The organism is Aeromonas sobria, assembly GCF_050266975.1.
Classification (GTDB): Bacteria; Pseudomonadota; Gammaproteobacteria; order Enterobacterales; family Aeromonadaceae; genus Aeromonas; species Aeromonas sobria_B.
Window position 1 is genome coordinate 92,136 of sequence record NZ_JBKISU010000004.1, and the last position, 21,546, is coordinate 113,681.

The window sequence follows — 21,546 nt, forward strand, 5'->3', positions numbered from 1 at the left end:
TCTGAGGCGGCGAATACCGACGCCCCCCCATGTGACCTAAGCGTCGGCCATACGGCAGCCGCGCCTTTTCGTCCCTTCCTGCCCTCCCTTCGCGCCTCAGGAATGCGTCGCCCCCGCCGTCATGCCACTTCGCGTCACCCACCAGCAACACAGCGCCAGCAGGCTCACCGCCGCACCAAGCAGGCACACGCCCTGCCAGCCGGCATGGGCATAAGTGACGGTAGTACCAATCGCCCCGAGCCCGCTGCCCACCGCATAGAACAGCATGTAGAGGCCGACCAGCCGGCTATGGGCCTCGGGGTGGGCACGAAAAATCAGGCTCTGGTTGGTGACGTGCAGCGCCTGCCCGCCCAGATCGAGCAAGACGATGCCGATCACCAGCGCCCAAAGCGACCACCCCATCAGGGACAAGGGCCACCAGGCCAGCAGCAGGAGTGCCAGCGCAGCCCCGCTGGTGCGCTGGCCGTGACCCCGATCGGCCCACCGCCCGGCACGGGCGGCGGCCAGGGCGCCCACCACGCCGACCAGCCCGAATGCACCGATGACGGTATGTGAGAAACCGTAGGGCGGCGCGCTCAACGGCAACACCAGCGCGCTCCAGAAGATGTTGAAGGCGCCGAACATCAACAAGGCCAGCATGCCGCGCACTTGCAACACCTTTTCCTGTCGCAGCAGCGTCAGCATAGAGGCGATCAGCCTCGGGTAACTCATGGTGCTCGACACCGGGGACAAGGGGGGCAGCCGCCGCCACAGTGGCAGCGCGATCACCAGCATCAGCAAGGCGGCGCTGACGTAAACGCCCCGCCAGCCCGTCAGGTCGCTGACGCCACCGGCGAAAACCCGCGCCAGCAGCAAGCCGATGAACACCCCGCCCTGCGCCGCACCCACGACGCGCCCTTGCTCATGAGGCGCGGCGGCGCTGGCGGCATAGGCGATCAGCCCCTGGGTCATCGCCGTGCCCAGCAGACCCACGGCGGCCATGCTGGCCAGCAGAAGAGGCGCGGACTGCGACACGCTCACCATCACCAGTGCCGCCATCAAGGCCAGCAGCTGCACCGCCATCAGGCGGCGGCGATCCACCAGATCGCCCAGGGGGACCAACAGCAGCAAGGCCAGGGCGCAACCTGTCTGCGTGGCCGTGACCACGCCACCAACCGCCCCATGGCTGATGCCAACATCCCGTGCCAGCACGTCCAGCAAGGGTTGTGCGTAGTACACATTCGCCACACTCAGGCCACTGGCGGCGGCAAACAGCAACACCAGGCTGCGCGGCATATCCGAAGGGCGGACTGGGGCGAGGCCCGCCGATGTCGGCACCGTCGAAACAGGGGATAGCGTCATGATCCATGCTCCATTCAATCTGGTTTCAAAATAAAACCAGTTGAATGCTAGGACCTCCAGTTTTAAAATGCAACCAGATTGAACATCAATGGCCAGCCGCCAGGAGAAGTCATGCCACGCAGCACGTTCGTTAACGACGAACCTTGCCCCGTCGCGCGCTCCCTCGATGTCGTAGGGGATCGCTGGTCACTGCTCATCGTGCGCGATGCGTTCGACGGCATGCGCCGTTTCGGTGACTTCCAGTGCAGCCTTGGCATGGCCCGCAACATACTGTCCGACCGTCTGCGCAAGTTGGTGCAGGCCGGCATTCTCGAAACGACGGCAGCGTCGGACGGATCGGCCTATCAGGAATATGTGCTGACACCCCAGGGCGAAAGCCTGTTCCCCGTCATGGTGGCGCTGCGGCAGTGGGGCGAACAGCACCTGTTTGAACCGGGTGAGCGCCACTCGGTACTGATCGACAAGCACACGGGACAACCCGTCTCGCCGATGGCGCCGACGGCGCAAGACGGTTCCGTGCTGACGCCGGCCACGACTGAGGTTCGGAAACTAACCTGACCCTATGCCCCCTGGCGGAGCAAACCAGCGAAACGATGACGTGCCGTGCCGGCGGCCAGGAAGCAGCATGGCCGCCGACATGCCATCACGTCTTACCCCAGCGCCGCAGGAAAGCCATGGCGCCTGGCCACCCACACCACGATCAGTGTTGCCGCCAACAGCGCCAACAGCGCGGGCGGGAACGCCGCAACGCCGAGGCGATCCAGCAGCATGCCGCCTATGATGCCGCCACCCGCGATCGCCATGTTCCAGGCCGTGACCAGCATGGACTGCGCCATGTCGGCCGCGTCCCCGACCGTCTTGGCGATGGCAGTCTGGAACAGGGTCGCCGCACCGCCGAAAGCCAGGCCCCAGGCGGCGACCGCCGCATACACGACGGCCGGCGTACCATTTGCCATGTCAAGCGCCAGCGCGGCCAGGCCGAACAAGGCCGTGCTGGCGAGCGTCAGCAAACGCAGGTGGCGGTCGATCAGCACACCGATAATCCAGATCCCCAGCAGGGAGGTGACGCCGAATACCAGCAGCGCCAATCCCGTCCGTTCGGCCATGCCCGCAGCCGTGAGAAAAGGCGCTATGTAGGTGTAGAGGATGTTGTGCGCCAGCACGAAGGTCAGTACCACAAAGAGCACCGAACGCACCCCGGCCAGGGTGAACACCTGGCCCGGCGACAACCGCTTGGCCGTTGCCTGTCCGGCGAAATCCGGCACCTTGAGGCGTACCCACACCATCAGGATCAGCGCCAGTGCGCTCATGATGCCAAAGCACGTCCGCCAACCCACCAGGTTGCCAAGGAAGGTGCCGGCCGGCACGCCGAGGGACAGCGCCAATGGCGTGCCGACCATCGCAATGGCAATGGCCCGCCCCTTCTGGTGCTCGGGCACCATGCGTGCGGCATAGCCTGCCAGCAGCGCCCACAACAACCCGGCCGACACCCCTGCCACACAGCGCGCCACCATGGTCAAGGCATAGCTCCCAGAGAGGGTGGTGACGGTATTGGCGACGAGGAAACCCGCGATGGCAGCCAACAACAAGGGGCGGCGCCGCACCCCCTGGGTGGCGGCGGTCAGGGGAATCGCGGCGACGAGCGAACCGATGGCATAAATCGTGACGGTCTGACCTACCCAGGCCTCTGACACCGCCAGGCCCAGCGCCATTTGCGGCAAGAGCCCGGCCGGCAGCGCCTCGGTCAAGATGGTGATGAATGCCGCCATCGCCAGCGCCAGCAGTGACGCCAGGGGCAGACGGTCGTTGGCCACGCCGCTCATCGTTCGGCCTCCATGGCGCCATAGACCGCATCGCGCAGCTCGTTGACGAAGCGACCGGACATGCCTTCGTACAGGGTGTTGGTGAAGGCCACCACGCTCAGGGCCTGTGCGGGATCCACGAACCAGGAGTGGCCGTAGGCGCCACCCCAGCGCCAGGTACCCGGCGATTCTGGTGATGCGGCAAGCCGCGGATCCCGCAGTACCGAGAAGCCCAGCCCGAAACCGAAGCCCGGCGCATTGGGCAGATCCAACCCAGCGGTCTGGTCCAGCGCCACTTCGGTGACCAGTTCGCAGGGCAAGAGCGCGCCACCGCCCTGACGCAGGGCCTCCAGCAGCCGCAGAAAATCCCCGGCCGTGCCCGCCATGCCAGCGCCACCCGATGGGAAGGCCTGTGCATCCAGGATGCGCGCCGGGCTGTAGGCAATGCCGACGGCCCCGACTGGCGAAACCACCTCACCCTCCGCCAGGGGGTGCGGTCGCGGCCCCTGGTTGACATAGGCGGTTGCCAGACGCCGAGGATCGCGGGCGACGAAGCCGGTATCGACCATGCCCAGCGGGCCCGTCACCCACTCGCGTACCACTTCGTCCAGCGGTGCGCCGTGGACGCGCGCGATCAGCGCCCCCAGCACGTCTGTCGCCAACGAATAGCCCCAGGCCGTGCCCGGTTCGTACAGCAAGGGGACGCTGGCGAGGCGGCGCAGGTTCTCGGCCAGGCTGATGCCGGAGGCGTCCATGCCGTCCGAAACGCCGGCCCGCGCATAAGGCCCCCCCGCGTCGGCCTCGAAGAAACGATAACCAAGACCGGCCGTGTGGCTGAGCAGCTGCCGCGTCGTGATGTGCGCCGGGCTGCCGTCGGCCAGCCGGGGTCGAAACTCGGGCAGCCAGCGCGCGATCTCCTCATCCAGATCGAGCCAGCCTTGTGCCACCAGCACCAGCGCCGCGGCGCAGACGATGGGCTTGCTCACCGACGCCAGCCGGAACACCGTCTCGACGGCCATCGGCCGCATGCTTGCCCGATCGGCCAGGCCGGCGGCCTGCGCGTGGATCAACTCGCCGTCGCGGGCGACCAGCACAACGGCACCGACCAGGCGCTGCTCATCCAGCGCCTGCTGGACGACGGCCTGGATACGGGGGGACAGAGGCGCAGGCGACACGCCTTGGCGCAGGGACAATGGAAGGTTCGTCATGGCAAATACCTAGATTCAATGGACAGAGCCTCGACGATAGAGAGGATTGTATTGAAGAAAAAGTAGGCTTAAGTTCCATGCTATAAGGAATTAAATGTCCGCAATGAAGGGGGAGCACACCTTGGACAGTCTGAATGGTTTCGTGGTGTTCGTGCAGGTCGCCGAAACCCGCAGCTTCGTCGCCGCTGGCCGGCTGCTGGGCGTCTCGGCCTCCGCCGTCGGCAAGAGCGTGGCGCGACTGGAGGAGAAGCTGGGCGTGCGCTTGTTCCATCGCAGCACCCGCAGCGTCACCCTGACCGCCGAGGGCACCCTGTTCCTGGAGCGCAGTCGTCGCATCCTGGCCGAGATCGAAGCGGCGGAGCAGGAGTTGTCGCAAGCGAGTGCGGCACCGCGCGGCCGTCTGCGAGTCAGCCTGCCGCTGGTCAGCTCGCTGGTGCTGCCGGTGCTCGGCGACTTCATGCAAGCCTATCCCGAGATCGAACTGGATCTGGACTTCACCGACCGCATGGTGGATGTCATCGAGGAGGGCTTCGACGCCGTGGTGCGCACCGGCGAGCCGGCCGACTCCCGGCTGTCGGCACGCCGACTGGGCAGATTCCAGATGCATCTTGTCGCCTCGCCGGACTACCTGGCGCGCCGAGGCTGGCCACGCACGCCAGCCGATCTGTTGCAGCACAGCTGCCTGCACTATCGCTTCCCCACCAGCGGCAAGCTGGAGAGCTGGGCGCTGCGGCAAACACCTGGCGAGCCGGAGCTGCAGCTGCCGACCTCGATGATCTGCAACAACATAGAGACGCGCGTGTGCTTTGCACTACGAGGGCTGGGGATCGCCTACCTGCCGGATTTCGCAATCCGCGAGCCATTGTCCGACGGACGGGTGCTGCCTGTCCTGGCCGACCATGTGGAAGGCACAGGCGTTTTCCACCTGCTATGGCCGGCCAGCAAGCACCCCTCGCCCAAGGTGCGAGCACTGGTGGACTTCCTTTGCGCCAGGGTGTTCCCGACCACGAAGGGCAACACGGCCATCTCCGGGAGCCGCCAATAGCCGGGCCTCCTACCCGGCGCCGATACTCGGCTGCGATGCACCGAGATACTCGATGCTCGCCCGCCCTTGGCCCCGCAAATGGCCCCAGGCTCCCCCACAGTCCCTCTCGCCTTTGCTCCTCGTCGCCGCGCCGGGGTCAAGCCCCGGGCTGGTGCCATCATCAAACAAAAAAGCCGCTCGATGAGCGGCTTTTGCATGGGCACGGTGAGAAGAAACTTACTTCTTCTTCTTGGCCTTGGCGTTCGGCAGGTCGGTGATGGAGCCTTCGAACACTTCGGCAGCCAGGCCCACGGACTCGTGCAGAGTCGGGTGAGCGTGGATGGTCAGCGCCAGATCTTCGGCGTCGGCACCCATCTCGATGGCCAGACCGATCTCGCCCAGCAGCTCACCGCCGTTGGTACCCACGATGGCACCACCGATGACGCGGTTGCTGTCCTTGTCGAAGATCAGCTTGGTCATGCCGTCGGAGCAGTCGGACGCGATGGCACGGCCGGACGCAGCCCAGGGGAAGGTGGCGACTTCGAAGTTCAGGCCCTGTTGCTTGGCTTCCTTCTCGGTCAGACCGACCCAGGCCATCTCTGGCTCGGTGTAGGCGATGGACGGGATCACTTTCGGGTCGAAGTAGTGCTTCTTGCCGGCGATGACTTCGGCCGCCACATGGCCTTCGTGCACACCCTTGTGAGCCAGCATCGGCTGACCGACGATGTCACCGATGGCGTGGATGTGCGGAACGTTGGTACGCAGCTGCTTGTCCACTTCGATGAAACCGCGCTCGTTGACGGCAACACCGGCTTTCTCGGCGTCCATCAGCTTGCCGTTCGGCACACGACCGACCGCGACCAGCACGTTGTCGTAGCGAACCGGTTCGGCCGGGGCGTGCTTGCCTTCGTAGGAGACGTACAGGCCGTCTTCACGGGCTTCAACGGCGGTGACCTTGGTCTCCAGCATGATGTTGAATTTCTTGGCCACGCGCTTGGTGTAGATCTTGACGATGTCTTTGTCCGCAGCCGGAACCAGCTGATCGGCAAATTCCACCACGTCGATCTCGGAACCCAGAGAGGAGTACACGGTACCCATTTCCAGACCGATGATGCCGCCACCGATGACCAGCAGTTTGCCGGGAACGGTTTTCAGCTCCAGCGCATCGGTTGAATCCCATACGCGGGGATCGTCGTGGGGGATGAAGGGCAGCTTCACCGGACGGGAACCGGCGGCGATGATGGCGTTGTCGAAGGTGACCGTGGTCTTGCCATCGGCGCCTTCCACTTCCAGGGTGTTCGGGCCGGTGAACTTGCCGAAGCCGTTCACGACCTGGACTTTACGCATCTTGGCCATGCCCGCCAGACCGCCGGTCAGCTGGTTGATGACCTTCTCTTTCCACAGACGCACCTTGTCGATGTCGGTCTGCGGGGCACCGAAGACGATGCCGTGCTCGCCCAGCGCCTTGGCTTCTTCGATCACTTTGGCAACGTGCAGCAGCGCCTTGGACGGAATGCAGCCCACGTTCAGGCAGACGCCACCCAGGGTGGAGTAACGTTCGACGATAATGGTATCCAGACCCAAGTCAGCCGCACGGAAAGCAGCGGAATAACCGGCAGGGCCAGCACCCAGTACTACGACCTGGGTTTTGATTTCTTTACTCATCATGACCTCTTTGTCGTTCTTATATCCCCGGACAGCACAGTCTTATGCCAGAGAAGGCGGCTGCAGCCGTGAAAAAAACGGGGCAAGTTTACAATCCTGTTAATGAAATGAGAAGCAAAAAGGGCGGGCTCTGGGCCCGCCCTCTCACTTACAGGACCAGTCGACGAATGTCGGACAACACAGCACCCAAGAGGGTGATGCAGCGAGCACCGTCACCGCCATCAATGGCGACACACTGGTCATGGTTCAACGTCATTACAGCACCAGTCGACGGATGTCGGACAGCACACCACTCAGGGTGGTGACGAAGCGGGCACCGTCGGCACCGTCGATGACGCGGTGGTCATAGCTCAGGGCCAGCGGCAGCATCAGGCGCGGCACGAACTCCTTGCCGTTCCACTTCGGCTTCATCTCGGACTTGGAGACGCCCAGGATGGCCACTTCCGGCGCGTTGACGATCGGGGTAAAGCTGGTACCGCCGATGCCCCCTAAGCTGGAGATGGTGAAGCAACCGCCCTGCATGTCGGCAGCGGTCAGCTTGCCGGCACGGGCCTTCTTGGAGATCTCCGCCAGATCGCGGGACAGCTCGAAGATGCCCTTCTTGTTGACGTCGCGAACCACAGGCACCACCAGGCCACCCGGGGTGTCTACCGCCACACCGATGTGGATGTACTTCTTCATGATCAGCTTGCTGCCATCTTCGGACAGGGCGCTGCAGAAGCGCGGGTGCGCTTCCAGGGCCTTGGCGGCCGCCTTCAGGATGAACACCAGCGGGGTGATCTTCACGTCCAGCTTCTGCTTCTCGGCCAGCACGTTCTGCTCTTTGCGGAACGCTTCCAGATCCGTGGTATCGGCTTCGTCGAACTGGGTGACGTGGGGGATCATGGCCCAGTTGCGGTGCAGGGCAGGACCGGAGATCTTCTGGATACGGGTCAGTTCCAGCTCTTCGACCGGGCCGAACTTGCTGAAATCAACCTTGGGCCAGGCCACGACGCTCATGCCGTTGCCAGAGCCTTGGCCTGCAGCCGGAGCGGACTCGGCGCGCTTGACCGCATCCTTCACGTAGGCCTGCACGTCTTCTTTGACGATGCGGCCCTTGCGACCGGAGGCTTTCACCTTGGCCAGGTTGACACCGAACTCACGGGCCAGACGGCGTACCGCCGGGGAGGCGTGAACATAGGCATCGTTGGCGACGAAGTCGGAAGCGGCAGCAGCCTGAGCAACCGGCGCAGCGGCAGCAGCAGCCGGAACGGCGGCAGCAGGTGCGGGGGCGGGGGCGGCGGCAGGCGCGGCAGCCGGCGCGGCACCAGCCACTTCGAATACCATGATAAGCGACCCGGTGGAGACCTTGTCACCCGCCTTCACCTTGATCTCTTTCACCACACCGGCGAACGGCGCAGGGACTTCCATGGAGGCCTTGTCACCTTCCACGGCGATCAGGGACTGGTCGGCGTCGACCTTGTCACCCACGGCCACCATGATCTCGGTGACTTCCACTTCGTCACCGCCGATGTCAGGTACATTGACCTCTTTGGCAGCGGCGGCAACCGGGGCAGCGACGGGAGCGGCGGCCTGAACCGGCGCGGCAACCGCGGCCGGGGCGGCGCCCGCCACTTCGAATACCATCACCAGGGAACCGGTGGAGACCTTGGCGCCGGCGGCAACCTTGATCTCGACCACGCGGCCCGCGAACGGCGCCGGCACTTCCATGGAGGCCTTGTCACCTTCCACGGCGATGATGGACTGGTCCGCTTCGACCATGTCGCCCACGGCAACCATGATCTCGGTCACTTCCACTTCGTCGTCACCGATATCGGGGACGTGCACGTCTTTGGCAGCGGCAGCAGCAGGGGCAGCCGGTGCGGCGGCCACGGGGGCGGCAGCCTGAGCCGGAGCGGCGGCAGCCGCACCCTCGGCTTCGAAGACCATGATCTGGGAACCGGTGGCAACCTTGTCGCCCACCTTGATCAGGATCTCTTTGACGATGCCCGCGGCCGGAGCCGGGACTTCCATGGAGGCCTTGTCACCTTCCACGGCGATCAGGGACTGGTCGAGCTCGACCTTGTCACCCACGGCCACCATGATCTCGGTGACTTCAACCTCATCGGCACCGATATCCGGCACCATAATCTGTTTGGACATTGTGCTTTATCCTCTTACGCGGATGTCACGTTGACGTTGGAAAAGCGCGCTGCCACTGCCATAGCCCTGGCAGGAGAGCGGCTTCATCCTCTTATACGTTGGTCACGCCAAGCAGGGTGAGGCCCTGCCCGGCACATGGCCGGACAGGGCGCTCAATCCTCTTAGGCGTACAGCGGGTTGACCTTGTCGGCATCGATGCCGTATTTGGCGATGGCATCGGCCACCACCTGCTTGTCAATCTCGCCGCGCTTGGCCAGTTCGGTCAGGGCAGCAACCACCACGTAGAACTCGTTCACCTCGAAGTGACGACGCAGGTTGGCACGGCTGTCGGAGCGGCCGTAACCGTCGGTACCCAGCACGCGGTAGTTTTCGGTCGGTACGAAGGCGCGAACCTGATCGGCGAAGGACTTCATGTAGTCGGTCGCGGCGATGGTGGCGTCGCTGCCCAGCACCTGAGCGATGTAGGGCACACGCGCTTCGGCGGTCGGGTGCAGCATGTTCCAGCGATCCGCGTCCTGACCGTCACGGGCCAGCTCGTTGAAGGAGGTGACGCTGAACACGTCGGAACCCACGCCGTACTCGCTCGCCAGGATCTGGGCGGCGGTGCGCACATGACCCAGGATGGAGCCACAACCCAGCAGCTGTACCTTGGCCTTGGTGCCGGCCACGGATTCCAGCTTGTAGATACCCTTGCGGATGCCTTCCTCGGCGCCTTCCGGCATGGCCGGCATGGCATAGTTCTCGTTCAGAGTGGTGATGTAGTAGAAGACGTTCTCCGGCTTCTCGCCGTACATGCGGCGCAGGCCGTCCTGTACGATCACCGCTACTTCATAGGCGTAGGACGGGTCGTAGGAGACGCAGTTCGGGATGGTGTTGGCCAGGATGTGGCTGTGACCATCTTCGTGCTGCAGACCTTCGCCGTTGAGGGTGGTACGACCGGAGGTCGCGCCCAGCAGGAAGCCACGGGCTTGCTGGTCACCGGCTGCCCACGCCATGTCGCCGATCCGCTGGAAGCCGAACATGGAGTAGTAGATGTAGAACGGGATCATCGGGCAGTCGTTGGTGCTGTAAGAGGTGGCAGCCGCCAGCCAGGAGGACATGGCGCCCAGCTCGTTGATGCCGTCTTGCAGAACCTGACCCTGCTTGTCTTCCTTGTAGTAGGAGACGATGTCGCGGTCTTGCGGGGTGTACTGCTGACCGTGCGGGCTGTAGATGCCGATCTGGCGGAACAGACCTTCCATACCGAAGGTACGGGCTTCGTCAGCCAGGATCGGGACGATGCGCTTGCCGATGGACTTGTCTTTGAGCATCACGTTCAGGGAACGCACGAACGCCATGGTGGTGGAGATCTCGCGCGCCTGCTCACCCAGCAGCGGGCCGAAGGCATCCAGCGCCGGGATGTCCAGCTTGGTGGTGCTCTCGCGCAGACGGGTCGGCACATAACCTTTCAGGGCGGTGCGACGGTCGTGCAGGTACTTGTGCTCGGCGGAGCCTTCCTCGATCTTCAGGTACGGCAGATCGGCCAGCTGCTCGTCGGTCACCGGCAGGTTGAAACGGTCGCGCAGGTAACGCACGGAACCCAGATCCATCTTCTTGACCTGGTGAGCGATGTTCTTGCCTTCGGCCGCTTCACCCATGCCATAACCCTTGATGGTCTTGGCCAGGATCACGGTCGGCTTGCCCTTGGTCTGTGCGGCCTTGGAGAAGGCGGCAAACAGTTTACGGGGATCGTGACCACCGCGGTTCAGGGCGAAGATCTCCTCGTCGGACATGTCCTTGACCAGGGCGGCGGTTTCCGGGTAACGGTTGAAGAAGTGCTCTCGCACGTAGGCGCCATCGCGGGACTTCATGGTCTGGTAGTCACCGTCCACGGTCTCGTTCATCAGCTGGATCAGCTTGCCGGAGGTGTCTTTCTTCAGCAGCTCATCCCACTTGCGACCCCAGATGACCTTGGTGACATCCCAGCCGGCGCCGGCGAACAGGCCTTCCAGCTCGTTGATGACCTTGCCGTTGCCGACAACGGGGCCGTCCAGACGCTGCAGGTTGCAGTTGACCACGAACACCAGGTTGTCGAGCTTTTCACGCACGGCAACGGTCAGGGCGCCCTTGGCTTCCGGCTCGTCCATCTCGCCATCGCCCAGGAAGGCGTAGACGGTCTGCTCGGCACAATCCTTGATACCACGGTCGGTCAGGTACTTCAGGAAGCGCGCCTGATAGATGGCGGCGATGGGACCCAGACCCATGGAAACGGTCGGGAACTGCCAGAATTCCGGCATCAGTTTCGGGTGCGGATAGGAGGGGATACCCTTGCCGTCCACTTCCTGACGGAAGTTGTCCAGCTGATCTTCGGTCAGACGACCCTCGACGAAGGCACGGGCGTAGATGCCCGGGGAGATGTGACCCTGGAAGTAGACCAGGTCGCCACCGTCCTTCTCGTTGCGAGCACGGAAGAAGTGGTTGTAGCAGACTTCGTAGATGGTCGCGGAGGAGGCGAAGGAAGACATGTGACCGCCCAGGTCCAGGTCTTTCTTGGAGGCGCGCAACACTATCATCACGGCATTCCAGCGGATGATGGCGCGAATGCGACGCTCCATCTCCAGGTCGCCCGGGTAGGCCGGTTCGTCACTGGCGGGGATGGTGTTGATGTAGTCGCGATTCGCTTTCTCAGCCACTTCCACACCGCTGACGCGGGCTTTCTCGGCCAGTTGTTCAAGGATGAACTGAGCGCGTTGCGGACCCTCTTCACGCAGCAAGGATTCCAGAGAGGCAAGCCACTCCAGCGTTTCTATCGGGTCCACATCGTTCTTCAGGATATCAGACATGGCTGGTTCCTATTGTTATTGCACGGGATGTAAGTTGCGCAAAATTCGACAATAAAGCCTTGTGGGATTAGTTTTCCTGCTGACGGATCCGACGCATGGATCGCTGGATCCGGCTGTCTTCCCTCTGCATATCCAACAAGGTGTCCTCGATAAAGGCCAGGTGCTCATGACAAGCAGTCCTGGCCCGCTCCGGAGCCCCCGACAGGATAGCCTCGATCAGCGACGCACGATGGCGACGGATCTTGGCGACCACTCCCGGACGGCGATTCAAAATCTCGTTATTTCGCAAAATGTTCTGCTCGAGCATGGGGCCCATGGCCCGCAGCAGGTGCAGCAGCACCACGTTGTGAGAGGCCTCGGCCACCGCCAGATAGAACTGGGTGACGGCGCTCGACTCACTCGCGAGGGACCCTTGCTGACCCGCCGCCTCGATCGCCGCCTGGGCGGCGCGGATGCGCTCGAAGTCTGCCTCAGTGCCTCGCAACGCCGCATAGTAGGCACAGATGCCTTCGAGCGCGTGGCGAAACTCCAGCAGGTCATACTGGGCTTCCGGGTGAGTGCTGAGCAGCTCGAACAGGGGATCGGCGATCCCCTGGCTCAAACCATTTTGCACATAGGTGCCACCGCCCTGACGACGATACAACAACCCGCGAGCCTCCAGACGCTGGATAGCCTCGCGCAGGGAGGGGCGTGACACCTGAAACTGGATGGCGAGTTCCCGCTCGGGCGGCAACTTCTGGCCAGGCTGCAGGCTGCCTTCCAGGATCATGTGTTCCAGCTCGGCGACGATGGCGTCGGCCAATTTGGGTTGAGTAATTCGACGATAGGGCATGGGGCAGCTTTGTTAAATTGGTATTACCAATTTTATGAATGGGGCGAAAATTAGCAGAGGGGATGGGAAATGTCCACCCAAAATCTGATCTGTATCAAGAAAGTAAACCACCCATTTATGGGTAAAGAGAGGAAAACATGATCTCACTCATAGAAAATGGTCTGACCAATATTCTTGAGCCAGATCACAAACAACATTCCGGCAACAGCCAACAAAAATGGCTTGTCGCACCGACAAGCCATTGATCTTAAAAACACAAAATCGATTTTAACCGTATCAAATTTTGTTGAGGCCCTGGCGGTATCGTCGCCAGTCAAAACTCGCGCCCGGATCCGTCTTGCGTCCCGGCGCAATGTCGCAATGCCCCACCACCCGATCGGCCAGCACGGCGGGGAAGCGAGCCTGAATGGCACTGGTTAGGTGGGTCAGCACCTCATACTGGGCATCGCTGTAGGGCAGCTCGTCCGTCCCCTCCAGCTCGATGCCGATGGCGTAGTCGTTGCAGGCCTCTCGCCCCTCCCAGCAAGAGACGCCAGCGTGCCAGGCTCGCGCAGTGAACGGCACATACTGCACCAGCTCACCGTCCCGCCGGATCAGGCAGTGGGCCGAGACCCGCAGCTGATGGATATCGGCAAAGTAAGGGTGGGCGCTCGGATCCAAGCGGCCGAGAAACAGATCGTCGATGAAGGGGCCGCCAAACTGGCCGGGGGGCAGGCTGATGCCATGGACCACCAGCAGGGAGATGTCTTCCGGGCTGTCCCGTTCGTTGTGATGGGGCGACGGCACCTTGCGGGCCTGCTCGCACCAACCCTCTGAATCAATGGAAAATAGTGTGTTAGGCTGGGTCATGGTCTCTCTTGCTCATGGTATTGATGTGCCCGTTACCGTCCCTCGAAGCGGCTCAGCCGGCCCCAGACTCCAGGTACCCCGGATAGAGGGGAGCGCCTGATGGCCGCCCCCGCGCTGGCCCGCTGGTTCTGGCTGCTGGCCTGGCTCTCCCTGATGGGGCTGCTGACCCTCTATTTTCATGACGAGTCGCAACCCGGAGTGACCGCCAGCGGCGAACTGCGGCTGCCGATGGATGCCAGCGGCCATTATCGTCTGGAGGGTGCCATCAACGGCCAACCGGTGCAACTGCTGCTGGACACGGGGGCCACTCGCGTCACCATCCCGGCGGATGTGGCGACGCGACTGGGGATCCAGGCCCTGGGCCAGAGCCGGGTCAATACCGCCGCCGGCGCCATCCTGGTCGGCAATGGCCGGATAGAAACCCTGGCGATGGGTCCGCTGACCTTGTACGATCTGGCCGTCTACATCAACCCAGCCGCCACCGGCGATGAGATCCTGGTCGGGATGAATGCCCTCGGCCGGCTGGAGCTGACCCAGAGAGACAGGCAGTTGCTTCTCCGACCCTTGCAGGAATAAAGGCATGTTACAACAGGACATCAGTCGCGCCGTGCGCGCCGCGTTACTCGAAGATTTGGGGGGCGCGCTGACCGCCCAGAACCAGCCGGATGCCAGCGCCGACATCACGGCCCAGCTGATCCCGGCGGATCGCCAGGCCAGTGCCCGCGTCATCACCCGGGAAGCCGGGGTTTTCTGCGGCAAGGCCTGGGTGGATGAGGTGTTCGCCCAGCTCGGTGGCGAGGTGAAGGTGGAGTGGAAGGTGCAAGATGGAGACCCGCTCTCCCCCGATCAGGAGCTGTTCCGCCTCCATGGCCCGGCCCGTGTGCTGCTGGCCGGCGAGCGCAATGCCCTGAATTTCGTGCAGACCCTCAGCGGCGTCGCCACCCTCACCGCCCGCTATGTGGCCGAGCTGGCCGGCACCCAGTGCCGCCTGCTCGACACCCGCAAGACCCTGCCCGGCCTGCGGGATGCCCAAAAATACGCGGTCACCTGCGGCGGCGGCAAGAACCATCGCATCGGCCTGTATGACGCCTACCTCATCAAGGAGAACCATATCCTGGCCTGTGGCGGCATAGTGGCGGCGGTCGACGAGGCTCGCCGCCTCAACCCGGGCAAACCGGTCGAGGTCGAAGTCGAGTCCCTGGCCGAGCTGGCTCAGGCCCTCGATGCGGGCGCCGACATCATCATGCTGGACAACTTCGATGTGCCCATGATGGGCGAGGCGGTGGCCTTGAATGCCGGTCGCGGCGAGCGCCGGGCCAGGCTGGAGGTCTCCGGCAATGTGACCCTGGCCACCCTGGCCGAGTTCGCCGCCACCGGGGTGGACTACATCTCGGTCGGCGCCCTGACCAAGCATGTCCGGGCGCTCGATCTCTCCATGCGCTTTATCTGAGCCCTCTCCCGGCCTGACGCGGCCTCACCCGATACGCCATATCGTCGGGATGAGGCCCGCACACCCAGGCGCCCTCTCCTCCCGTCAGCCGGCAACCGTGCCCCCGACCATCACCCCTCTTTTCCCGTCAGCCGGCAACCGTGCCCCCGACCATCACCCCTCTTTTCCCGTCAGCCGGCAGCCGTGCCCCCGACCATCACCCCTCTTTTCCCATCAGCCGGCAGCCGTGCCCCCGCGCATAGCGTCATCTCCTCCCCTCGCCCCCTCACTCCCCCGATGACGGGCGACTTGCAAAAGATGCCATTGGGGCCTTTTCTTTAGGCAAGGCCCACCCATGGTAAAAGGAGCGACCTGGCTAGCCGACAGGATGAAAGGGAACCAAAGGAGACTTCTAACCTCCTGATTTATATCCGTTTGCATCACTATGTTGAGACTCGTCAACTAAACTGAACTGCGTTGTTGCCAAGTGCGATGGCTCGGCTAAGCTGCCAACAGCGGTGAGGTCACCGCCAGCGTTATCAGGACCCATTTGAAATAAGGATATTGAAGATGAGAAAGCAAACCGGCTTTACCCTGATCGAACTGATGATAGTCGTGGCCATCGTCGCCATTCTCGCCGCCATCGCTCTGCCGGCGTATCAGACCTATACCAAGAAATCAAAAATGACCCAACTAGTCACAGCCACTGGCTCATTGAAAACCGCAGTTGAGGTATGTATGCAAACATACGGTCCAGGTCAATGTGCTCTCAACAGCGGTAATGGAATGCCTACATCTGAAGGAGACTACGCAGGAGTCAACCTTACGTATACAGCTCCCGTCTCGGGTTCTAATACCGTAATTAGATCCGCTGTTGCCACTCCAGCTTCTGGGTCGGCCTCTACATTGGCTCCCCTTACCACTTCTAACTACGTAGAGCTAACTGCCAGTTCTTCCGTGCCAATGGTTTGGACAATAACTTGCGACACTAATGCAACCAACGATGGCTACTGCCCCAACTAATGACCTCTAGCCCCCATAGCGGCCTGGCCCTGAGCCTGGCCGCTTCCTCCCTGATCAGTGAGTCCGACTCACACCACTACCTGAGCCAGGCCCGCGCCCAGCGCAAGTCCTTGGTCACCTATCTTATCGAGAACCAGATCCTCGCCAGCAAGGCGCTGGCCGAGTTCTGCGAGCTGGAGTATGGGGTACCTCTGCTGGACCTTGCCGCCTTCGATCTGGCCGAGATCCCGCAGAAATACCTCAATCAGAAGCTGATCGAGAAGCACCATGTGCTGCCCATCTACACCCAGGGCCACACCCTCTACATCGCCATGTCCGACCCCACCAATGTGGCAGCGCTGGAGGACTTTGGCTTCAGCTTCGGCCTGCATACCGAGGCCCTGCTGGTCGAAGAGGACAAGCTGAGCCAGGCCATCGCCAAGCTGCTGGAGAGCGAGCACGATGCCCTGGGCATGGATGAGATCGACGAGGCCGAGATCTCGGCCCTCGAGGTGGCCGACGAGGCCAGTCGCCTCGACGAGAACGTCAACACCGCCGACGACGACGCCCCCATCGTCAAATACATCAACAAGATACTGATGGATGCCATCCGACGGGGTGCATCGGATCTGCACTTCGAGCCCTATGAGTTCAAGTACCGCATCCGCTTTCGCATCGACGGTATCTTGCACGAGGCCGCCACCCCGCCGGTCACGCTGGCCAATCGCTTCGCCGCCCGCCTCAAGGTGATGGCCAGACTCGATATCGCCGAGCGGCGCCTGCCCCAGGATGGCCGCATCAAACTCAAGCTGTCGCGCAACCGCTCCATGGACATGCGGGTCAACACCCTGCCCACCATGTGGGGCGAGAAGGTGGTCATCCGCCTGCTCGATTCCTCGGCGGCGCGCCTCAACATCGATCAGCTCGGTTTCGATGAGGCCCAGAAGCAGCAATACCTGACCGCCCTTGGCAAGCCCCAGGGCATGATACTGGTGACCGGCCCCACGGGGTCGGGCAAGACGGTCTCTCTCTATACCGGTCTCAACATCCTCAACACCCTGGAGGTCAACATCTCCACCGCGGAGGATCCGGTGGAGATCAACCTGCCCGGCGTCAATCAGGTGCAGGTCAACCCCAAGGCGGGGCTCACCTTCGCCAGTGCCCTGCGCTCCTTCCTGCGCCAGGATCCGGACATCGTCATGGTGGGTGAGATCCGGGATCTGGAGACCGCCGAGATCGCCATCAAGGCGGCCCAGACCGGCCACCTGGTGCTCTCCACCCTGCACACCAACTCGGCGGCCGAGACCCTGACTCGAATGATGAACATGGGAGTGCCCGCGTTCAACATCGCCTCCTCGGTGACCCTCATCATGGCCCAGCGTCTCGCCCGCAAGCTGTGCGATCACTGCAAGGAGCCCGAGGTCATCCCCGAAGCCGAGCTGTTCACCCTGGGGTTCAGCGTCCAGCAGGTCGCCGCCGGGATCCGCCTGTTCAAGCCCAAGGGCTGCAAGGAGTGTACCGGGGGATACAAGGGGCGAGTCGGCATCTATGAAATCCTGCTGATGTCGGAAAACATTGCCAGACTCATCATGCAGGGGGCGAACTCGTTGCAGATCGCCGCCATCGCCCAGGAGGAGGGGATGCGCACCCTGCGGGTATCGGGCCTGGAGAAGGCCCGCCTCGGCGTCACCAGCCTGAGCGAGATCAACCGGATCACTACCAACTGACCCATCACGCCGCCACGCTGGCGGCCCTCATTGCAAGGATGCAAGGATGGCTACCCTATCGAAGAAGCGCAATGTCCCCGCCAAGGTGCATACCTTCCGCTGGAAAGGGGTCAATCGCAAAGGCAAGGAGATCTCGGGAGAGCTCCAGGCCGAGCACGTCAGCATGGTCAAGGCCGAACTGCGCAAGCAGGGGGTCAACGTCTCGCGGATCAGCAAGAAGAGCAGCGGCCTCTTCTCCAAGGGCGGGGCCAGGATCAAACCCATGGACATCGCCGTGGTGAGCCGCCAGCTCGCCACCATGCTGAGCGCCGGCGTCCCCCTGGTGCAGAGCCTGCAGATCATCGCCCGCAGTCACGAGAAAGTCGCGATGCGCGACCTGATGGGCCAGATAGCCAGCGACGTCGAGACCGGCACCCCCATGTCGGAGGCCCTGCGCCAGCACCCCAGGCACTTCGACGATCTCTACTGCGATCTGGTGGAGGCGGGGGAACACTCAGGGGCGCTCGAGACCATCTATGACCGCATCGCCACCTACCGGGAGAAGGCCGAGGCGCTCAAGTCGAAGATCAAGAAGGCCATGTTCTACCCCGCCATGGTGATCCTGGTGGCCATCGTCGTCACCTCCATCCTGCTGCTGTTCGTCATCCCCCAGTTCGAGGACATCTTCAAGAGCTTCGGTGCCGAGCTGCCCATCTTTACCCAGTTCGTCATCGCCATTTCCCGCTTCATGCAGGATTGGTGGTATGTCATCTTCGGGGGCATCGCCCTCGCCGTCTTCCTCTATGTGCGGGCCTGGCGCCGCTATCAGAAGGTGCGCGACAACACCGACAAGTTCATCCTGACCATCCCCGTGGTCGGCATGATACTGCACAAGGCGGCCATGGCCCGCTTCGCCCGCACCCTCTCCACCACCTTCAGCGCCGGCATCCCCCTGGTCGATGCCCTGGTCTCGGCGGCGGGGGCCTCGGGCAACCATGTCTATCGCTCCGCCATCCTGGCCATTCGCAACGAGGTGATGGCCGGCATGCAGATCAACGTCGCCATGCGCACCGTGGATCTCTTCCCCGACATGGTGATCCAGATGGTGATGATAGGGGAGGAGTCCGGCGCCATCGACGACATGCTCTCCAAGGTGGCCACCATCTTCGAGCAGGAGGTGGACGACCTGGTGGACGGTCTCACCAGCCTGCTCGAACCCATCATCATGGTGGTGCTGGGGGTGCTGGTGGGTGGCATGGTGGTGGCCATGTACCTGCCCATCTTCAAGCTGGGCTCCGTCATACACTGACCCCGACCGACGAGCCCCCCTCGTCGGTCGGGTTGCCATGATATACTCGCTTCCCCTGACTCGAGACTCGATGCAATCCATGACTGAACTGGCGACCGCCCTGCCCTGGCTCTACCTTGCCCTGGTGTTTCTGTTCTCCCTGACCATAGGCAGCTTCCTCAATGTGGTGATCCACCGCCTGCCCATCATGCTGGAGCGAGACTGGCGGGCCGAGTATCAGGGCTACTTCGAGCCAGAGAAGGCAACGCCGCCCCAGGCCCCCTACAACCTGATGGTGCCCCGCTCCTGCTGCCCCCATTGCGGCCACGCCATCGGCGCCCTGGAGAACATCCCGCTGCTGAGTTGGCTCTGGCTCAGGGGGCGTTGCCGCGCCTGCGCCGCCCCCATCTCGGCGCGCTATCCCCTGGTGGAGCTGCTGACCGCCCTGCTCTCCGTGGTGGTGGCAAGCCGCCTGCCCGCCGAGCCCCTGTTGCTGGCCTGCCTGCTACTGACCTGGGTGCTCGTCGCCCTGACCTTCATCGATCTGGACAAGATGCTGCTGCCTGACTCCCTCACCCTGCCCCTGCTGTGGGCCGGTCTGCTGGTCAATCTGCTCTGGCAACGGGTGCCCCTGGCCGATGCGGTGATCGGCTCCATGGCTGGCTACCTGGTGCTGTGGAGCCTCTATTGGGCCTTCAAGCTGCTGACCGGCAAGGAGGGGATGGGCTACGGGGATTTCAAGCTGCTGGCCGCCCTGGGGGCCTGGCTCGGCTGGCAGGCCTTGCCGCTCATCCTGCTGCTCTCCTCCCTGATCGGCGCCCTGGTCGGGCTCGGCCTCATCGTCCTGCGCCGCCATCAACACGGCAACCCCATCCCCTTCGGCCCCTATCTCGCCCTCGCTGGCTGGGTGGCGATGCTCTGGGGCAACGAGATCGGCGCCTGGTATCTGCGCATGGTGCTCTGACCCTGTCCTGGGGCACAATGTTAGGCAAACCAGCATCATGACCACTTCGACGGGAGAGGCCAACCCATGTATGTAGTCGCCATCACAGGCGGGATAGGCAGCGGCAAGACCACTGTCGCCAACCAGTTTGCCGAGCTCGGCATAGCGATCATCGATGCCGATGTGATCGCCCGCGAGGTGGTCGAGCCCGGCATGCCGGCCCTGGCGGCCATCCATCGGCACTTCGGCGCCGGGGTGCTCGACGAGGAGGGGCGCCTGGACAGGCGCAGACTGCGCGAGCGGGTCTTCAGCGACCCCGACGCCAAGGGCTGGCTCAATGCCCTGCTCCACCCCCTCATTCGCCAGGAGATGCAGCGCCAGTGCGCGGCGGCACGCTCCCCCTACTGCCTGCTGGTGGTGCCCCTGCTGGTCGAGAACCGCCTCACCGCCATGGCCGACCGGATCCTGGTGGTCGACGTGGATGAAGAGACCCAGATCACCCGTACCTGCCGACGCGACGGGGTCAGTCGTGAGCAGGCCAAGGCCATCGTCGCCGCCCAGGCGAGTCGAATGGCACGCCTGGCCGCCGCCGACGACATCATAGAGAACCGGGATGGCGCCCCCGAGGCGCTGCGGGCGCGAATTTTGGCCCTGCACCAGACATATCTGGCATTTGCCTCTCAACAAGCCAGGCAAGTGTGAGTACACTAGGCCGGTTTATGGCTGGCCAGGATTAGGCATGATTTACGATTTCCCTCTCAACGAAAAAAGCCGGACCTATCTACGTCTGGAAGCGCTGTTCAACCAGATCCACGACAATCTGACCAGCGAACATCCCTGGTCTCATATCGCCTTCTTCAAGGGGTTGTTCGATCTGCAGGAACTGCTCGAGCGGGGAGACCTGCGCTCGGATCTCATCAAGGATCTCGAGCGATTGAGCCAGCGGCTCGGCCACTGGGCAGAGCTGCCCGGTGTCGATCTGGAACAGATCCGGCAGATGCAGCAGGAGAGCAGCCAGCTCTCACGCCAGCTGCTGGGGGCGGCGCGCCCCGGCTCCCGCCTGAAGGAGGACAAGCTGCTCAGCTCCATTCGCCAGCGCTTCTCCATCCCGGGCGGCTTGTGTGCCTTCGATGTCCCCCAGCTGCACCACTGGCTGACCACGCCGCCCTCCCTGCGCCACCAGCAGATGGAGCAATGGTTGTGCGACATCCAGCTGCTGATGAACGCCATCGGCCTCCTGCTGCGGCTGTGGCGCGAGGCGGCCAGCTTCAGCGATCGGGTCGCCAGCAATGGTTTCTTCCAGGACACGGCCGAGAATGCGGAGCTGATCCGCATCCGCCTGCCCCACGCCATGGGGTGCTACCCCACCCTGAGCGGCCACAAGAATCGCTTCGCCCTGCGCTTCCTGCCGACCCAGGATCAGCCCATAGGCGATGTGCCCTTCCAGCTCGCCTGCTGCTAAACCGCAGGCGGGAGCCCGGCTCCCGCCTGCT

18 protein-coding genes are annotated in these 21,546 nt (G+C 63.2%); 10 read left to right on the forward strand and 8 right to left on the reverse strand.

Annotated features, from left to right (window positions below; translation table 11 throughout):
• Nucleotides 1-96: 96 nt before the first annotated feature.
• The gene (locus ACLHZ1_RS03600; protein WP_427261010.1) at nucleotides 97-1,275 is read right to left on the reverse strand and encodes an MFS transporter; all 1,179 of its coding nucleotides are present in this window, start codon (nucleotides 1,273-1,275) and stop codon (nucleotides 97-99) included.
• A gap of 177 nt (nucleotides 1,276-1,452) precedes the next feature.
• Here ACLHZ1_RS03600 and ACLHZ1_RS03605 point away from each other — a divergent pair, with 177 nt between their 5' ends.
• Nucleotides 1,453-1,899: a winged helix-turn-helix transcriptional regulator gene (locus tag ACLHZ1_RS03605; protein ID WP_427261011.1), complete on the forward strand. Its 447-nt coding sequence runs from the start codon at nucleotides 1,453-1,455 to the stop codon at nucleotides 1,897-1,899.
• Nucleotides 1,900-1,991: 92 nt separating this feature from the next.
• Here the strand turns inward: ACLHZ1_RS03605 and ACLHZ1_RS03610 are convergent, their stop codons facing one another.
• Nucleotides 1,992-3,164 carry an MFS transporter gene (locus ACLHZ1_RS03610; protein WP_427261012.1) on the reverse strand — a complete coding sequence of 391 codons (1,173 nt, stop codon included), beginning with the start codon at nucleotides 3,162-3,164 and terminating at the stop codon, nucleotides 1,992-1,994.
• A complete protein-coding gene (locus ACLHZ1_RS03615) occupies nucleotides 3,161-4,351 on the reverse strand; it encodes a serine hydrolase domain-containing protein (protein ID WP_427261013.1) in 1,191 nt (396 codons plus the stop codon). The genes ACLHZ1_RS03610 and ACLHZ1_RS03615 overlap by 4 nt, the downstream gene beginning before the upstream one ends.
• A gap of 94 nt (nucleotides 4,352-4,445) precedes the next feature.
• Here ACLHZ1_RS03615 and ACLHZ1_RS03620 point away from each other — a divergent pair, with 94 nt between their 5' ends.
• Nucleotides 4,446-5,396, forward strand: coding sequence for a LysR family transcriptional regulator (locus tag ACLHZ1_RS03620; RefSeq protein WP_427261014.1), 951 nt, complete (start codon nucleotides 4,446-4,448; stop codon nucleotides 5,394-5,396).
• Between the two features lie 216 nt (nucleotides 5,397-5,612).
• Here ACLHZ1_RS03620 and lpdA read toward each other — a convergent pair whose 3' ends face one another.
• The 5 genes from lpdA to ampD form a co-directional block, all read right to left on the reverse strand.
• Entirely contained in the window at nucleotides 5,613-7,040 is a 1,428-nt protein-coding gene (lpdA, locus tag ACLHZ1_RS03625; RefSeq protein ID WP_427261015.1) for a dihydrolipoyl dehydrogenase, read from the reverse strand.
• A 255-nt stretch (nucleotides 7,041-7,295) separates the two neighbouring features.
• Nucleotides 7,296-9,182 (reverse strand): pyruvate dehydrogenase complex dihydrolipoyllysine-residue acetyltransferase, encoded by a 1,887-nt coding sequence (gene aceF, locus ACLHZ1_RS03630; protein WP_427261016.1) that lies wholly within the window; start codon nucleotides 9,180-9,182, stop codon nucleotides 7,296-7,298.
• 161 nt (nucleotides 9,183-9,343) lie between these two features.
• Entirely contained in the window at nucleotides 9,344-12,004 is a 2,661-nt protein-coding gene (gene aceE, locus ACLHZ1_RS03635; protein ID WP_427261017.1) for a pyruvate dehydrogenase (acetyl-transferring), homodimeric type, read from the reverse strand.
• A 67-nt stretch (nucleotides 12,005-12,071) separates the two neighbouring features.
• The gene (gene pdhR / locus ACLHZ1_RS03640) at nucleotides 12,072-12,836 is read right to left on the reverse strand and encodes a pyruvate dehydrogenase complex transcriptional repressor PdhR (protein WP_042001733.1); all 765 of its coding nucleotides are present in this window, start codon (nucleotides 12,834-12,836) and stop codon (nucleotides 12,072-12,074) included.
• Nucleotides 12,837-13,112: 276 nt separating this feature from the next.
• Nucleotides 13,113-13,685: a 1,6-anhydro-N-acetylmuramyl-L-alanine amidase AmpD gene (gene ampD / locus ACLHZ1_RS03645; RefSeq protein ID WP_427261018.1), complete on the reverse strand. Its 573-nt coding sequence runs from the start codon at nucleotides 13,683-13,685 to the stop codon at nucleotides 13,113-13,115.
• Between the two features lie 99 nt (nucleotides 13,686-13,784).
• On the opposite strand from ampD, the gene ACLHZ1_RS03650 reads away from it, so the two are divergent.
• The 8 genes from ACLHZ1_RS03650 (at nucleotide 13,785) to zapD (ending at nucleotide 21,515) form a co-directional block, all read left to right on the forward strand.
• Nucleotides 13,785-14,261, forward strand: coding sequence for a retropepsin-like aspartic protease family protein (locus ACLHZ1_RS03650; protein WP_427261019.1), 477 nt, complete (start codon nucleotides 13,785-13,787; stop codon nucleotides 14,259-14,261).
• A 4-nt stretch (nucleotides 14,262-14,265) separates the two neighbouring features.
• On the forward strand, nucleotides 14,266-15,135 hold the full coding sequence (nadC, locus tag ACLHZ1_RS03655; protein WP_427261020.1) for a carboxylating nicotinate-nucleotide diphosphorylase: 870 nt from the start codon (nucleotides 14,266-14,268) through the stop codon (nucleotides 15,133-15,135).
• A gap of 549 nt (nucleotides 15,136-15,684) precedes the next feature.
• Entirely contained in the window at nucleotides 15,685-16,137 is a 453-nt protein-coding gene (locus tag ACLHZ1_RS03660; protein WP_427261021.1) for a pilin, read from the forward strand.
• Nucleotides 16,137-17,843: a PilB family type IVa pilus assembly ATPase TapB gene (gene tapB / locus ACLHZ1_RS03665; RefSeq protein ID WP_427261022.1), complete on the forward strand. Its 1,707-nt coding sequence runs from the start codon at nucleotides 16,137-16,139 to the stop codon at nucleotides 17,841-17,843. Before ACLHZ1_RS03660 ends, tapB begins: the two co-directional genes overlap by 1 nt.
• 46 nt (nucleotides 17,844-17,889) lie before the next feature.
• Nucleotides 17,890-19,131 (forward strand): type II secretion system F family protein, encoded by a 1,242-nt coding sequence (locus ACLHZ1_RS03670; protein ID WP_427261023.1) that lies wholly within the window; start codon nucleotides 17,890-17,892, stop codon nucleotides 19,129-19,131.
• A gap of 70 nt (nucleotides 19,132-19,201) precedes the next feature.
• Nucleotides 19,202-20,074, forward strand: coding sequence for a prepilin peptidase (locus ACLHZ1_RS03675; protein WP_427261024.1), 873 nt, complete (start codon nucleotides 19,202-19,204; stop codon nucleotides 20,072-20,074).
• Between the two features lie 66 nt (nucleotides 20,075-20,140).
• Nucleotides 20,141-20,755, forward strand: coding sequence for a dephospho-CoA kinase (gene coaE, locus ACLHZ1_RS03680; protein WP_427261025.1), 615 nt, complete (start codon nucleotides 20,141-20,143; stop codon nucleotides 20,753-20,755).
• A gap of 37 nt (nucleotides 20,756-20,792) precedes the next feature.
• On the forward strand, nucleotides 20,793-21,515 hold the full coding sequence (gene zapD, locus ACLHZ1_RS03685; protein WP_408793886.1) for a cell division protein ZapD: 723 nt from the start codon (nucleotides 20,793-20,795) through the stop codon (nucleotides 21,513-21,515).
• Nucleotides 21,516-21,546: the final 31 nt, after the last annotated feature.

What these genes read in the sequence shown, in the direction of transcription:
- coaE (WP_427261025.1), top strand. Translation starts at nt 20,141, where the DNA reads ATGTATGTAGTCGCCATCACAGGCGGGATAGGCAGCGGCAAGACCACT.
- ACLHZ1_RS03600 (WP_427261010.1), bottom strand. Translation starts at nt 1,275, where the DNA reads ATGCCGCGCAGCCTGGTGTTGCTGTTTGCCGCCGCCAGTGGCCTGAGT.
- pdhR (WP_042001733.1), bottom strand. Translation starts at nt 12,836, where the DNA reads ATGCCCTATCGTCGAATTACTCAACCCAAATTGGCCGACGCCATCGTC.
- ampD (WP_427261018.1), bottom strand. Translation starts at nt 13,685, where the DNA reads ATGACCCAGCCTAACACACTATTTTCCATTGATTCAGAGGGTTGGTGC.
- ACLHZ1_RS03610 (WP_427261012.1), bottom strand. Translation starts at nt 3,164, where the DNA reads ATGAGCGGCGTGGCCAACGACCGTCTGCCCCTGGCGTCACTGCTGGCG.
- lpdA (WP_427261015.1), bottom strand. Translation starts at nt 7,040, where the DNA reads ATGAGTAAAGAAATCAAAACCCAGGTCGTAGTACTGGGTGCTGGCCCT.
- aceF (WP_427261016.1), bottom strand. Translation starts at nt 9,182, where the DNA reads ATGTCCAAACAGATTATGGTGCCGGATATCGGTGCCGATGAGGTTGAA.
- ACLHZ1_RS03620 (WP_427261014.1), top strand. Translation starts at nt 4,446, where the DNA reads ATGTCCGCAATGAAGGGGGAGCACACCTTGGACAGTCTGAATGGTTTC.
- zapD (WP_408793886.1), top strand. Translation starts at nt 20,793, where the DNA reads ATGATTTACGATTTCCCTCTCAACGAAAAAAGCCGGACCTATCTACGT.
- ACLHZ1_RS03660 (WP_427261021.1), top strand. Translation starts at nt 15,685, where the DNA reads ATGAGAAAGCAAACCGGCTTTACCCTGATCGAACTGATGATAGTCGTG.
- ACLHZ1_RS03605 (WP_427261011.1), top strand. Translation starts at nt 1,453, where the DNA reads ATGCCACGCAGCACGTTCGTTAACGACGAACCTTGCCCCGTCGCGCGC.
- ACLHZ1_RS03675 (WP_427261024.1), top strand. Translation starts at nt 19,202, where the DNA reads ATGCAATCCATGACTGAACTGGCGACCGCCCTGCCCTGGCTCTACCTT.
- tapB (WP_427261022.1), top strand. Translation starts at nt 16,137, where the DNA reads ATGACCTCTAGCCCCCATAGCGGCCTGGCCCTGAGCCTGGCCGCTTCC.
- ACLHZ1_RS03615 (WP_427261013.1), bottom strand. Translation starts at nt 4,351, where the DNA reads ATGACGAACCTTCCATTGTCCCTGCGCCAAGGCGTGTCGCCTGCGCCT.
- nadC (WP_427261020.1), top strand. Translation starts at nt 14,266, where the DNA reads ATGTTACAACAGGACATCAGTCGCGCCGTGCGCGCCGCGTTACTCGAA.
- ACLHZ1_RS03650 (WP_427261019.1), top strand. Translation starts at nt 13,785, where the DNA reads ATGGCCGCCCCCGCGCTGGCCCGCTGGTTCTGGCTGCTGGCCTGGCTC.
- aceE (WP_427261017.1), bottom strand. Translation starts at nt 12,004, where the DNA reads ATGTCTGATATCCTGAAGAACGATGTGGACCCGATAGAAACGCTGGAG.
- ACLHZ1_RS03670 (WP_427261023.1), top strand. Translation starts at nt 17,890, where the DNA reads ATGGCTACCCTATCGAAGAAGCGCAATGTCCCCGCCAAGGTGCATACC.